This is a genomic window from Flavobacterium ginsenosidimutans (assembly GCF_003254625.1).
Classification (GTDB): domain Bacteria; phylum Bacteroidota; class Bacteroidia; order Flavobacteriales; family Flavobacteriaceae; genus Flavobacterium; species Flavobacterium ginsenosidimutans.
In genome coordinates, this window is sequence record NZ_QJRJ01000075.1 from 120,345 (window position 1) to 135,280 (window position 14,936).

Sequence of the window (14,936 nt, forward strand, 5' to 3'; positions counted from 1 at the left end):
TTTAACAAATTTTTACGTAAAAGTACGTAAAAAAAAGATTTAAATAAATGTGATTGTTGTACTTTTGCCTTTCTATATAACAAAAAGTATATTCACTCATATTATGGATAGGTTTTCATTTTTAAACGCAGCGCATACTGAGTTTTTTGCACAATTATACGATCAATATTTAGTAAACCCAGACAGCGTTGAGCCTAGCTGGAGAAGTTTCTTTCAAGGTTTTGACTTTGGACAAACTACTTATAATGACGAAAATCCGGTGCAAACGATCGTTGAGTACGTGACTAGCGATAACACAGATTACAGTCAGATTTCTGAAAAATTAAAGAAAGAATTCAACGTTTTAAAATTAATTGACGGATACCGTACGCGCGGGCATTTATTCACGAAAACAAATCCTGTTCGTGACCGTAGAACTTCATCTCCAACTTTGGATATTGAAAACTTCGGATTATCTACAGCTGACCTTTCAACTGTTTTTGATGCTGCACAGACAATCGGAATGTCGCCATCTTCTTTACAAGATATCGTAAATCGCCTTAAAGCAATTTACTGCCAGCATATCGGTATTGAGTATATGTACATTAGAAATCCTAATGTTGTAAAATGGATTCAGGACAAATTAGCTGTAAATGTTAACCAGCCAAATTTCTCTACAGAAGAAAAGAAAACAATCTTAAATAAATTAAACGAAGCTGTTTCTTTTGAGAACTTCCTTCACACTAAATATGTTGGACAAAAACGTTTCTCATTAGAAGGTGGAGAATCTATCATCCCAGCTTTAGATGCTTTGATCGAGCAAGCTGCTGAAAAAGGTGTTGAACAATTCGTAATGGGAATGGCTCACCGTGGTCGTTTGAACGTTTTAGCAAACATCTTCGGAAAATCTACTCAAGATATCTTTGGTGAGTTTGACGGAAAAGATTACGATCAAGAATATTTTGATGGTGACGTAAAATACCACTTAGGTCTTACTGCCGACAGAAAAACAAGATCTGGAAAAAGCATCAACATCAATTTAGCACCAAACCCTTCTCACTTAGAAACGGTTGGAGCTGTAATTGAAGGTATCACAAGAGCAAAACAAGACAAATATTTTGCTGACGATTTCTCTAAAGTATTACCAATCGCCGTTCACGGAGATGCTGCAATCGCAGGTCAAGGTATCTTGTACGAAATTATCCAAATGGCACAATTAGATGGTTACAAAACTGGAGGAACAATCCATATTGTAATCAACAACCAAGTTGGATTTACAACTAACTATTTAGACGCTCGTTCATCAACTTATTGTACAGACGTTGCTAAAGTAACTTTATCTCCAGTATTACACGTAAATGCTGATGATGCTGAAGCTGTTGTACACGCAGTTTCTTTTGCATTAGACTACAGAATGCAGTTTGGACGTGACGTATTTATCGATTTATTAGGATACAGAAAATACGGTCACAACGAAGGTGACGAACCTCGTTTCACTCAACCAGTTTTATATAAAATCATTGCTAAACATAAAAACCCAAGAGACATTTATGCTGAGAAATTACTTTCTGACGGCGTAATCGATGCTTCTTATGTAAACGGTTTAGAAAAACAATACAAATCTCAATTAGAAGAAAACTTAGAAGCTTCTCGTAAAAAAGATTTAACAATCATTACTCCATTCATGAAAAACGAATGGGACGGATTTGTTCAAGTAACAGATACGCAAATGCTTCAAAAAGTAGACACTACTTTTGACAAAAAAGGATTAGATTCTATCATCAATACAATCTCAACTTTACCAGAAGACAAAAAGTTTATCAATAAAATAACTAAAATTGTTACCGACAGAAAAGTTGGATATGACAACAATACACTTGACTGGGGAACTGCAGAAGCGTTAGCTTACGGATCTCTTTTAACTGAAGGTTTTGATGTTCGTATTTCTGGTCAGGACGTTGAACGTGGTACATTCTCTCACCGTCATGCTGTAGTTAAAGTTGAAGATTCTGAAGAAGAAGTTATTCTTTTAGATGCAATCGAAAATAAAAAAGGAAAATTAGGAGTATTCAACTCTTTATTATCTGAATATGGTGTTCTTGGTTTTGATTATGGATATGCATTGGCAAATCCAAATGCTTTAACAATTTGGGAAGCACAATTTGGAGATTTTTCTAACGGTGCTCAAATCATGATTGACCAATATATCTCTTGTGGAGAAGATAAATGGAACAACCAAAATGGTATTGTGATGTTATTGCCACACGGATACGAAGGACAAGGTGCTGAACACTCTTCTGCAAGAATGGAACGTTACTTACAGCTTTGTGCAAGACACAATATGTATGTTGCTGACTGTACAACTCCTGCAAACTTCTTTCACTTGTTGAGAAGACAAATGAAAACGAATTTCCGTAAACCATTGGTAGTTTTCTCTCCAAAAAGTTTATTACGTGATCCAAGATGTGTATCAACTGTTGATGAATTAGCAAATGGAAGTTTCCAAGAGACTATCGATGATAATGCTGTAGATAAAAAAGGTGTTAAAACTTTGGTTTTCTGTACAGGTAAATTCTACTATGATATTGTTGCTGAAAGAGAAAACAATGGAAGAAATGACGTTGCGGTTGTTCGTATCGAGCAATTATTCCCTTTCCCAGTTGAGCAGATTAAAGAAATCATTGCAAAATATCCAAATGCAGACGATTATGTTTGGGCACAAGAAGAGCCTAAAAACATGGGAGCTTACAGCTTTATGTTAATGAACTTTGATCTTGTAAAATGGAGATTAGCTTCATTAAAAGCATACTCTGCTCCTGCATCAGGAAGTTATACACGTGCTAAACGTCGTCACGCAGATGCAATTAGAATGGTATTCGACAAAAACTTATTTAGATAATTAAAAAAATGTTTCAAGTTTCAATCCTGATAATTATCGGGATTGAAACCATAAAAACCTAAAACAAAAACAAGATGATTTTAGAAATGAAAGTCCCATCACCAGGGGAATCAATAAAAGAAGTTGAAATTGCAACTTGGTTAGTAAAAGACGGAGATTATGTAGAGAAAGATCAGGCTATTGCTGAAGTTGATTCAGATAAAGCTACTCTTGAATTGCCTGCTGAAATGAGCGGTGTAATTACACTAAAAGCTGAAGAAGGTGATACAGTTGCAGTAGGTGCTGTAGTTTGTTTAATCGATACAGATGCTGCTAAACCAGCAGGAAGTGCGCCTGCAGCTCCAGCAGCTGAAGCACCTAAAGCTGAGGCTCCAAAGGCAGAAGTAAAAGCTGAAGCTCCAAAAGCGGATCCAGTTCAAGCTCCAGCAGCTACAAGTTATGCAGCAGGAACTCCATCTCCAGCAGCAAGAAAAATATTAGACGAGAAAAATATTGCCCCAGCAACAGTTTCTGGAACTGGTAAAGGTGGTAGAATCACTAAAGAAGATGCTGTAAATGCAGTACCTTCTATGGGAACTCCAACTGGTGGAAGCCGTGGAACTGAGCGTACAAAATTATCAATGTTACGTCGTAAAGTAGCAGAAAGATTAGTTTCAGCTAAAAACGAAACAGCTATGCTTACTACTTTCAACGAAGTAAACATGACGCCAATCAACCAAATTCGTAACGAATACAAAGATGCTTTCAAGGCAAAACATGGTGGTTTAGGATTAGGTTTCATGTCATTCTTTACAAAAGCAGTTACAAGAGCTTTACAATTATATCCAGATGTTAACTCAATGATGGATGGTGATTACAAAATCGCTTACGATTTTGCTGATATCTCTATCGCAGTTTCTGGACCAAAAGGTTTAATGGTTCCTGTTGTTCGTAATGCTGAACTTTTAACTTTCCGTGGAATTGAAGCTGAAATCAAAAGATTAGCTTTAAGAGCTCGTGATGGTCAAATTACAGTTGACGATATGACTGGAGGAACTTTCACAATCACTAACGGTGGAGTTTTTGGAAGTATGTTATCTACTCCAATCATCAACCCTCCTCAATCAGGAATCTTAGGAATGCACAACATCATCGAACGTCCGATTGCTGTAAACGGAAAAGTTGAAATTCACCCAATGATGTACGTTGCTCTTTCTTACGATCACCGAATCATCGACGGACGTGAGTCTGTTGGTTTCTTAGTTGCTGTAAAAGAAGCTTTAGAAAATCCATTAGAATTATTGATGAATGGCGATGCTAAACGTGCTTTAGAATTGTAATCACAATCATTTTCAATACAGAAACCTGTTCATTAATTTGAACAGGTTTTTTTTATTTTAAAAAATTACCTTTTCTGGTTAAAAAATCAATCTTTAAAAAATTATTTAGAATAAATAACAATAATTTGCTTTGTGTAGGTTCATAACTTACATTTGCCTTATTAAAATCAATTCTAAATAATATGAGTTTTAAAACTTTACTATCTCTTGTAAGTTTTTGCTTTATTTTGTTTGTTTCAACAACAGTACAAGCTCAGGAAAAAGCAACTATAAAAGGACAAATTAGTCTCTCAAATAATGACGCTGCAGATAATGTTTCTGTAGTTTTAAAAGGAACCAAAATTGGAACTGTAACAGATAACCTTGGATTTTACGAAATTAAAAATGTAAATCCAGGTAACTATACCATCAGAGTTTCTGCTGTTGGGCATTCTACAAAAGAAGAAAGTATTGTTGTAAACGAAGGTGAAACTTTAACTAGAAACTTTGTCCTAATCAACAATTCAGAACAATTAGAAGAAATTTTCGTTAAAGGAAACGCCAATAAGTATACAAAAGCTGAAAGTAACTACGTTTCTAAAATGACGATTAAAAATCTTGAAAACTCACAAGTTTATAGTGTAGTAACTAAAGATTTAATGAAAGATCAATTGGTTGTTAACCAAGATGAAGCTTTAAAAAATGTTCCGGGACTTTATCAGCTTTGGGCTTCTACTGGTCGTGTTGGTGATGGAGGATCTTACTTTGCTTCTCGCGGTTTCATTACACAAAGTTTATTGAGAAATGGAATTGCTGGTAAAATCACCAATAATGTTGATGCTTCAAACTTAGAAAGACTTGAAAGCATTAAAGGCCCATCTGCAACATTATTCGGAAGTTTATTAACTTCTTATGGAGGTTTAATCAACCGTGTAACGAAAAAACCATCTGAACGTTTTGGTGGTGAAATTTCATATCAGTCAGGAAGTTATGGTCTAAACCGATTAACTGCCGATGTAAATACGTCATTAAATGACGACGACACTGCTCTTTTAAGAATTAATGGAGCTTACAACAATGCAAATACTTTCCAAGATTACGGACATACAAGAAGCTACTTCTTTGCTCCTTCTTTCTCTTATAAAGTAAACGACAGATTAACAATCTCTATTGATGCTGAGTTGTCTAATGTAGATGCTTCATCAATGCCGTTGATTTATATCCCGTTTGGTTCAACTCCAAGCAGTTTAGGTTTATATGATGCGAAAGACATCAAAATGAATTGGTCAAGATCTTTCACAGGCGGCGAATTCATGATGAACACTAAAACTAGTAACATTTTTGCGCAGGCAGATTATGCACTTTCAGACAAATGGAAATCTCAAACTGTTTTAAGCACTAGTACAAACCAGTCTGAAGGACCACAAACCTGGTTCTATTTATTAGGAAATAATAAAATGTCCAGAAATGTTTGGAATATTGACGGAAGAGATAACATTTTAGAATTCCAACAAAACTTCAACGGAGAATTTGAATTGTTTGGAATGAAAAACAGAGCTTTAGTTGGAGGTGATATTTATCGTTTAGAAAGTAAAACTGGTTACGGTTATTTACCAACCTTCTTCTATTTTGACGAAGTGGATTATACTGCTGCAAATGCAAATTATTACGATTTTAACCCAAAAGCTGTAGAAGCTCTTTTTGCTGAAGGAACATCATACAAAGCATTAACTTCTCTTACTACTTATAGCGCATATGTTGCAGATGTTATAAATGTAACTGATCGATTAATTCTTTCTGCAGCACTTCGTTTTGATCATTTTCAGAATGATGGAACTTTTGATCCAGCAGGAAATACTAAAACAGGTAGTTATTCACAAAATGCATTGTCTCCAAAATTCGGTGTTGTATATCAAATTGTAAAAGATCAGGTTTCTATTTTTGGAAACTACCAAAACAGTTTCAAAAATGTTGGTTATCTAAATGCTGATTCTAACGGAACTCCAGAATTAAAAGCTTTTGATCCAGAAAAAGCAAATCAGTTTGAAGGAGGGGTTAAAGTAAATGCTTTTTCTAATAAAGTAAGCGCAACTTTCAGTTATTACAATATCGAAGTAAAAGATATCGTAAGAACTGGTCCGATTGCAAATACAAATGTTCAAGATGGAAACCAAACTAGTAAAGGTTTTGAGGCTGAGATTACTGCAAATCCAATTTCAGGATTAAACTTCATTTTTGGATATGCTTTCAACAACAGTAAATTAAACAATGCAAATGCAGACGTAAACGGATTACGTCCTGAAACTGCAGGTCCAGAAAACTTAATCAACTACTGGATTAGCTATAGTTTACAGACAAGCAAATTAAAAGGTTTAGGAATTGGTTTTGGAGGAAACTTTGCTGATAAAACTTATGCATACAACAGAAATGTAACTGATGCCAATACAGGTGTAACAGAAACACAAACTTTTACATTGCCATCTTATGCTGTATTAAATGCTGCTTTGTACTACGATCAGCCTAAATATAGATTGTCATTAAAGGTAAACAACTTAACAGACGAATTATATTTTAACGGATATACAACTATCAACGTTCAATCACCAAGAATGTTTATGGGATCTGTTGCATATAAATTCTAATACAATATCAAAAACACCTTTCCTAACCGAAAGGTGTTTTTTAAATCTAGAGATTATGATTACAATTGCCAGCCTTATTGTTTTTTTAGCTTTTTACACACTTTATTATACTTCAAAAAGAGCCGTATTGTCGTATGATTTAGGCTTTGAAAAATGGATGCAGAAAAACCCTAAACAAACCAAAATTATTGGATTGGGTCTTTTATTATCTGCTTATATAATGTGGCTTTTCACAAAATCATTAGGCTGTGGCACTTTGATGTTTTTTATTCAGCTAATGACAATTGGAAGTTTAATCATCATTCTTACCCCTTTAAAAAAAGTAAACAGTAAAGCACTTTTGGCACTTCTAATTTTTGTCGCATTACTAGAATTCTATTACAATTAAAAAACCATTTTTAAATGCCCGCAAATTCAAAATACTTAAATCCTGCTTTTTGGCCTCGTTTTTCTAAAATCACTGCTGCTATTTTAGGAGGATACTTTGTTTCTGTTTCTTTTCATTTAGCTCTGGCGGCTTGGTTTAGTCGAGCAGATGTACTGATAACAATGGCTTTTAGTGGTTTTATTCTTTGGGTGGCATTAATGGTCGTGGCTTTTTTAGCCAAAAGCGGATGGAAAATATGGGGGATTTATATCCTGCTGACTTTACTTTTTTGTCTTTTTATTTATCTAGGTCAAACTTATAACACGGCGAAATAACTTTTATGAACAACCGTCATTATAATATCTATTTTCACACACATACTGTCAGCGGAATCGTCATCAGTGTAGTTCTTTTTGTAATTTTCTTTGCTGGATCTTTTTCTTTTTTTAGAGATGAAATCATCAATTGGGAAAGAAATGAATCTACAGCAATCACAAGAGAAATTCAGTTAGACTATGATAAAGCGCTGAAACATCTTGATAAGAAATATGTTTTGCACGGTAGAAATCTAACTATTTCTAAACCTTCAACAGAAGAAAGAGTTGCTGTTTATATGGAAGCAACCAAAGATACTTTGGCACCAAAAGAACAGAAAGAAAGTCAATTCTTTTATTTGAATACTAAAAACTTCAAATCTTTTACTTACGAAGAATCATATTCTTTGGGTGAACTTTTATATCGTCTGCACTTTCTAGCGCAAATTCCTTATCCTTACGGGTATTATTTAGCTGGTTTTACAGCTTTATTTTTCTTGTTTGCAATCGTAACAGGAGTTTTGCTTCATTGGAACAAAATTGTTTCAAACTTTTATATGTTCCGTCCAAAAGAAAAACTAAAAACACTTTGGACAGATGCTCACACAGCTTTAGGAATGATTGGTTTACCATTTCAATTTGTTTATGCAGTTACTGGCGCATTTTTTATGATTAAACTTTTAATTGTAGCTCCTGCGGTAATGGCTTTATATAATGGCGATGAGAACAAATTATATAAGGAGTTAGAATATAATGATCCCGATTATAAATTTGAAAACAAAAAACTAGCCAACCCATTTAATATTGATGAATTGGTTGCTAAAACAAAAAAAAACTGGTCAGATTTTGAAATCACTCGAGTTTTCATTCAAAATTATGGCGATTCAAACATGCACGTTTTGGTTGAAGGCGAACTTTTAAGCCACAAAAAATTTACTGGAATCGGGAAAGTAGTTTACCGAATTGCCGACGGAAAAGTGATTGCCAAAAAAGATCCAATTACTCAAACCAGCTATTTAGATGTTGTAAAAAATGTTCTCTACAGAATCCACTTTGGCGATTACGGCGGATATGCTTTAAAAATAGTAAGCTTCCTTTTAGGAATTATAACTTGTTTTGTAATTATTTCTGGAGTTATGATTTGGCTAGTTGCCAGACAGAAAAACAATATGCCTGAAAAGAAAAGACGTTTCAACGCTGCTGTTGTTCGTATTTATTTGGCTATTTGTTTGAGTATGTACCCAATTACTGCGCTGGCTTTCATTGGAAGTAAAATTTTCTATCCTTTAAGTCAATCTAATTTATTTGCACTTTATTTTGGCGGATGGTTAGTACTTACAATCTTCTTTATTCTTAAAAAGAACGATTCGTTTACAAACAAATTCTGCTTGATTTCGGGAAGTATTCTAGGGTTTTTGATTCCAATTACAAACGGAATTGTCTCTGGCGAATGGTTCTGGACTTCATTTATGGAAAACAAAATTCAAATTTTCTTTATTGATGTTTTCTGGATTTTCTTGGCTTCGATTTCATTATATGTTGCCTATCATTTAAAACCTAAAAAAGCAGTTGCTTAAAAATTAGCTTAAATAATTTGCCCTCTATTGATTTTGCGTATACTTTTACGCTTTTAATCAAAAATGGGATTCAAAACGAAAATACGTTTTCTACATAAATGGCTCGGATTAATTTCCGGGCTTATTGTTTTTATCATAAGTATTACGGGTTGCATTTTCTGTTTTCATGACGAAATAAAAGACATTACCAGAAAAGAATGGCGTTTGGTTGAACCTCAAAACAAACCATTTCTTTTACCTTCCGTTTTAGAAGAAAAAGCAAAAAAAATTGTCCCGAAGAATAAAGTGAGTATGATTTCTTATTATGGAAAAAACCGCTCTGCAATTGCTTATACTTATTCTGATACTGAAAATCAATATTTATATTTTAATCCGTACACTGGTAAATATTTAAAGACCGAAAATCCCAAAACCGATTTTTTCATTATTGTAGAATACATTCATTTGTATTTGCTCCTTCCCGATTATATTGGAAAACATATTATTGGTGGCGCAACGATTATTTTTATCCTTTTATTAATTTCTGGCATTATACAATGGTGGCCAAAAAAGAGAACCGATTTAAAAAGAAGTTTAACGATAAAATGGTCTGCAAAATGGCGTCGTCTCAACTACGATTGGCATAATACCACAGGATTTTACATTTCTCTTATCGCATTAATTTTAGCTATAACCGGACTTACTTTTACTTACGAATGGGTTGGCGACGGAATTTACAAGTCATTCAATTTTGGAGGAGACAAAGCTATAGAAACCAAACTTCCTGTAATTGATACAACACAATTCAAAACCAATTCAATTACAGCAATTGATCGTGCTTTTATCCAGACCACAAAATTACAGCCCAATGCCGAAATGCTTTTTGTTCTTATTCCGCAGCTAAAAGGAGATATTATAAGCACTGGCGCATATCCTCATACGCTCCGTTACGATCATCAAAGCAATTATTATTTTCACCCAAAAGATGGAAAACTAATCCAGAAACAGCCTTTTGAATATAAAAGCCTCGGTCTGCAAGTTGTAGAAATGAATTATGGAATTCACACAGGTCAAATTCTAGATTTGCCTGGAAAAATCATCGCTTTCATTGTGAGTCTATTTGCAGCAGCTCTTCCTGTAACAGGATTTATAATTTGGTACGGAAGAAATCATAAAAATAAAAAATCTAAAGCATAAAAAAACCGCCCCAAAAAGAGCGGTTTAAATAATTATCTAGAAATTGTAATTAATTAATTTCTGTTAGCTACAGCGTTTTTTTGCATATTCTTAACTGAACTTACTTTACTGTCAACATAGGCTACTTCAGTAAGATTTTTTTCATTGAAAAACATCCATTTTCCAGTTTTCAAACCTTCTGTATACTCCCCTTCTACAGTTTTATTTCCTCTTTCATCATAAGATACCCAAACACCGTCTAATTTTCCATCCTTAAAGAAGCCTTCCTGCTGTATTCTTCCGTTGTTATAATAATAAGTAGCTTTTACTTTATTTCCAACAACTTCTAATTCAGGTTTACCTTCCTGTGCTGTTAAAATTCCTGAGAATAACACAGCCGCTAAAATCACACACTTTTTCATATCTTTAGGTATTAAATGTTATCAAATCGTTATCAAATGTAATCAATAATTTACATTAAAAAAACTTTTACTTAACAATTTGGTAACATTGGATAAAAACTTAACATTGGAAAAGTGTATAAAACAAAAAAACCAGCGCTGAAGCACTGGTTTTGCTGGTATTTTTAAAAAACCGTGTTTTTACTATAACGTTATAATTTCGTAAACTTTTTAGTTCAACAATGAGTTAAGTTGCTTATCAAGTTCAGGATCAGATGGTCTAGGCGCATCCGATTTTACAACATTTCCTTTTGGATCAATCAAAATAAATCTCGGAATACCTGTTACACCGTAATTTACAACAAATTCAGATTCCCAATCTTTATCTGCAAAAAGCTGTGTTCCTCCAAGTTGTTTATCTGTCACAAATTTTTTCCACTTTTCATTGTCTTTCAACTTATCAATAGAAATACTCACAAATTCAATGTTTTTTCCGTGATATTTCTCTTCAATTTTTTGCAAATAAGGAATTTCAGCTCTACAAGGCGCACACCAAGTTGCCCAAAGATCAATGTAAACATATTTACCTTTTAAATCAGAAAGCTTTGTTTTTCCTCCTTTATAATTTTCATAGTCAAAATCTGGAGATGCCTTTCCAACCATTTTATTTGCTTTTACAGCTCTTTCGTATTCTTCGACTGCATACTGATGAAAGCTTTCAAAACTACTTTTCAAAGCAGTTTTAAATTCAGGAGCGAAATCTCCTTTTTCAAGACTTTCTGTATCAGCTTTTAATTTACCATCAAGTAAAGCGGTGAATTCAGCCGATTCTTTTGCAAAAGCGTCTTTCTGAAAATTTTCATCTTTTAAAGCTTGCTGTGCTAAAAAGTTACTTTCGTTTACTCCTTTACCTTTATATACAATCGTTTCATCAAATTCTTTGGCATTCATTGTCAAATTGACTTCAGAATTTGGTTTTAAATATAAATTAGAAGATTCTGTTCCGTCAGAAAACACATAAAAACCTTGTGGAGCATCAAAAGTTGCTGCAAAAACTTCCTTTTTATCAATTGGAATAACTTGTCTGAAATTATTTTTTCCTTTAATCACTAAAGTATCGCTGTTTCTGTTTGCGATTTTAGCACTGAATTTAATTGAATTCTTGCCTTGACCTATAACATTCAAGACATTAAATATTACCAAACCTGCAACAAGGAGTTTCTTCATGGGTATTAAAATTAGTTTTTAGAGAATCAAAACTAAAAAATTAATGCTTCGGAATTTCACAATTAACAATTTATTTGAAATTATTCTGAATCAACTTATCACTTTACTATATTATCTTGAATTTTGTATTTACTTTTGCAGTCTAAAATTTTGATTATGTATAGAAGTCATAATTGTGGCGAATTAAACGCTTCAAATATTAATACCGAAGTTACACTTGCGGGCTGGGTTCAAAAATCACGTGATAAAGGATTTATGAATTGGGTCGATCTACGCGACCGTTATGGAATTACACAACTTATTTTCGACGAAAGTCGTACTGATAAAACTGTTTTTGAATTAGCTAAAACTCTTGGAAGAGAATTTGTAATTCAGGTAAAAGGAACTGTTATTGAGCGTGAAGCTAAAAACAAAAATATTCCAACAGGTGAAATCGAAATTTTAGTTTCTGAATTAACGATTTTAAACTCGGCATTAACTCCTCCATTTACAATTGAAGATGAAACTGACGGTGGGGAAGACATCAGAATGAAATACCGTTATTTGGATATCAGAAGAAATCCTGTAAAAAACAGTTTGTTATTCCGTCACAAAGTGGCAATGGAAGTTCGTAAATATCTTTCTGATTTAGATTTCTGCGAAGTTGAAACACCTTATTTAATTAAATCTACTCCAGAAGGAGCAAGAGATTTCGTTGTACCAAGCCGTATGAACGAAGGTCAGTTTTATGCTTTACCGCAATCTCCACAAACTTTCAAACAGCTTTTGATGGTTGGAGGAATGGATAAATATTTCCAAATTGTGAAATGTTTCCGTGACGAAGATTTACGTGCAGACCGTCAGCCAGAGTTTACTCAGATTGACTGCGAAATGGCATTTGTGGAACAAGAAGATATTTTGAATATTTTCGAAGGATTGACAAGACATTTATTAAAAGAAATTAAAGGTATTGAAGTAGATAAATTCCCAAGAATTACTTACGACTATGCCATGAAAACATACGGAAACGACAAACCGGATATTCGTTTCGGAATGAAGTTTGGAGAATTAAACGAATTTGCACAACACAAAGAATTCCCTGTTTTCAATGCAGCTGAATTAGTTGTCGGAATCGCTGTTCCTGGAGCTGGAAATTACACTCGTAAAGAAATTGACGGATTAATTGACTGGGTTAAACGTCCTCAAGTTGGTGCATCTGGAATGGTTTACGTAAAATGTAACGAAGACGGAACATATAAATCATCTGTAGATAAATTCTACGACAATGATGATTTAGCAAAATGGGCAAAAGCAACAGAAGCAAATCCTGGAGATATGATTTTTGTTCTTTCTGGTCCAGCAAATAAAACAAGAGCTCAGCTTTCTGCTTTACGTATGGAATTGGCAACTCGTTTAGGATTGCGTAATCCTGAAGAATTTGCACCTCTTTGGGTTGTTGATTTCCCATTATTGGAACTTGACGAAGAAAGCGGTCGTTACCACGCAATGCACCACCCGTTTACTTCTCCAAAACCAGAAGATATGGCTTTGTTAGAGACAGAACCAGGAAAAGTTCGTGCAAACGCTTATGATATGGTTTTAAACGGAAACGAAATTGGAGGTGGATCTATTCGTATTCACGATAAAGCAACACAACAATTAATGTTCAAATATTTAGGCTTTACTGAAGAAGAAGCAAAAGCACAATTCGGATTCTTAATGGATGCTTTCCAATTTGGAGCACCGCCACACGGAGGTTTAGCTTTCGGTTTAGACCGTTTAGTAGCTATTTTAGGCGGACAAGAAACAATTCGAGATTTCATTGCTTTCCCTAAAAACAATTCTGGACGCGATGTAATGATTGATGCTCCAGCTGCAATTGACGATGCACAATTAAAAGAATTACGCATTAAAGTAGATATTGCCTAAATTGAAGTAATTTTTCTAATAAAAACTCAAAAAGCCGTTGAAAATTCAGCGGCTTTTATATTTTAACAAAATGTTAGGAAAAATCTTAAATGCATATTTTTTTAAATTATCAAATTCCTACAATTGCATCATTTTTATATTCTTACAATTAATGATTCTCAAATTAAGGTATTTTATAAACAAATTGATGCAATAAACCACGTAAAAACACTGTAAATCAATAATTTTTACAAAAAATTAACACGTACATGTCTTTTGTATGAATTTATATGTTACATTTGTTTCATTATAAATTATTATTACAATTACAATGCGTACAGGTACAGTAAAATTTTTCAATGAATCTAAAGGTTATGGATTCATTACAGACGAAGAAACAGGAAAGGACATCTTCGTTCACGCTTCAGGAATTAACGCGGAAGAATTACGCGAAGGTGACCGTGTAAGCTACGAAGAAGAAGAAGGAAGAAAAGGGAAAGTTGCTGCTAAAGTAGCAGTAATCTAAGAAAAATATAGCAATTTATTTTTTTTGCCTCTGAATGGTCTCAGAAGACGTCCCGAAGTATCGGGACGTTTTTTTTTGCTCAAATCTTAAAAAAATATTAAAATAACACCATGTTATTTATAATCAATAAAAATTACGCATAAACACGGTTTTACCCCCCACTTAAATCCTTTTTTAGCTTGTGTTTTACAGAGTTCCAAGCTATCTTTGTGGCTCATTTTTTAAGTATAAAATCGAAGTTTATGCAATCTGATCAATACAGTTACATTCCTATTTTAATGCAGTTTATTCTAGCTGTTGGTTTTGTGGTAGGAACAATCATTATTTCTGGAAAATTAGGCCCTAGAAGAACCTCTGAAGTTAAAGATAAAAACTTCGAGTGTGGTATCGAATCTGTTGGTAATGCCCGTATTCCTTTTTCTGTAAAATACTTCTTAGTAGCCATTTTGTTCGTATTGTTCGACGTAGAGGTAATTTTCCTTTACCCTTGGGCGGTAAACTTCAAAGACTTAGGAATTGAGGGAATGTTAAAAATGTTAGTTTTCATGTCTCTTCTTTTAGTTGGTTTCTTTTACATCATCAAAAAGAAAGCATTAGAGTGGGAATAATTTAGAGATTTTAGATTTTAGATTTCTGATTTTAGATTTGACCGATTTAGAATTAA

12 protein-coding genes are annotated in these 14,936 nt (G+C 33.7%); 10 read left to right on the forward strand and 2 right to left on the reverse strand.

The annotated features are described in order from the left end of the window. Window positions 1–103 precede the first annotated feature (103 nt). The 7 genes from DM444_RS10175 (at window position 104) to DM444_RS10205 (ending at window position 10,252) form a co-directional block, all read left to right on the forward strand. Complete coding sequence (locus DM444_RS10175; protein WP_111286235.1) at window positions 104–2,878, forward strand: 2-oxoglutarate dehydrogenase E1 component; 2,775 nt, start codon at window positions 104–106, stop codon at window positions 2,876–2,878. 74 nt (window positions 2,879–2,952) lie between these two features. Beyond that, window positions 2,953–4,197, forward strand: coding sequence for a 2-oxoglutarate dehydrogenase complex dihydrolipoyllysine-residue succinyltransferase (gene odhB, locus DM444_RS10180; RefSeq protein ID WP_111286237.1), 1,245 nt, complete (start codon window positions 2,953–2,955; stop codon window positions 4,195–4,197). Between the two features lie 182 nt (window positions 4,198–4,379). Then, window positions 4,380–6,818, forward strand: a complete 2,439-nt coding sequence (locus tag DM444_RS10185) for a TonB-dependent receptor (protein WP_111286239.1) — start codon at window positions 4,380–4,382, stop codon at window positions 6,816–6,818. A gap of 55 nt (window positions 6,819–6,873) precedes the next feature. Next, on the forward strand, window positions 6,874–7,206 hold the full coding sequence (locus DM444_RS10190; protein ID WP_111286241.1) for a hypothetical protein: 333 nt from the start codon (window positions 6,874–6,876) through the stop codon (window positions 7,204–7,206). Between the two features lie 14 nt (window positions 7,207–7,220). Next, complete coding sequence (locus tag DM444_RS10195; protein WP_111286243.1) at window positions 7,221–7,520, forward strand: hypothetical protein; 300 nt, start codon at window positions 7,221–7,223, stop codon at window positions 7,518–7,520. Window positions 7,521–7,525: 5 nt separating this feature from the next. After that, entirely contained in the window at window positions 7,526–9,076 is a 1,551-nt protein-coding gene (locus DM444_RS10200; RefSeq protein WP_111286245.1) for a PepSY-associated TM helix domain-containing protein, read from the forward strand. A 63-nt stretch (window positions 9,077–9,139) separates the two neighbouring features. Beyond that, on the forward strand, window positions 9,140–10,252 hold the full coding sequence (locus DM444_RS10205; RefSeq protein WP_111286247.1) for a PepSY-associated TM helix domain-containing protein: 1,113 nt from the start codon (window positions 9,140–9,142) through the stop codon (window positions 10,250–10,252). A gap of 53 nt (window positions 10,253–10,305) precedes the next feature. On the opposite strand, the gene DM444_RS10210 is transcribed toward DM444_RS10205, so the two are convergent. Then, entirely contained in the window at window positions 10,306–10,653 is a 348-nt protein-coding gene (locus DM444_RS10210) for a toxin-antitoxin system YwqK family antitoxin (protein ID WP_111286249.1), read from the reverse strand. Between the two features lie 210 nt (window positions 10,654–10,863). Beyond that, window positions 10,864–11,859: a TlpA family protein disulfide reductase gene (locus DM444_RS10215; RefSeq protein WP_111286251.1), complete on the reverse strand. Its 996-nt coding sequence runs from the start codon at window positions 11,857–11,859 to the stop codon at window positions 10,864–10,866. 156 nt (window positions 11,860–12,015) lie between these two features. On the opposite strand from DM444_RS10215, the gene aspS reads away from it, so the two are divergent. The 3 genes from aspS (at window position 12,016) to DM444_RS10230 (ending at window position 14,880) form a co-directional block, all read left to right on the forward strand. After that, entirely contained in the window at window positions 12,016–13,767 is a 1,752-nt protein-coding gene (aspS, locus tag DM444_RS10220; RefSeq protein ID WP_111286253.1) for an aspartate--tRNA ligase, read from the forward strand. 310 nt (window positions 13,768–14,077) lie between these two features. Beyond that, window positions 14,078–14,272 carry a cold-shock protein gene (locus DM444_RS10225; RefSeq protein WP_007137066.1) on the forward strand — a complete coding sequence of 65 codons (195 nt, stop codon included), beginning with the start codon at window positions 14,078–14,080 and terminating at the stop codon, window positions 14,270–14,272. Window positions 14,273–14,514: 242 nt separating this feature from the next. Beyond that, on the forward strand, window positions 14,515–14,880 hold the full coding sequence (locus DM444_RS10230) for an NADH-quinone oxidoreductase subunit A (protein ID WP_095929654.1): 366 nt from the start codon (window positions 14,515–14,517) through the stop codon (window positions 14,878–14,880). Window positions 14,881–14,936 lie beyond the last annotated feature (56 nt).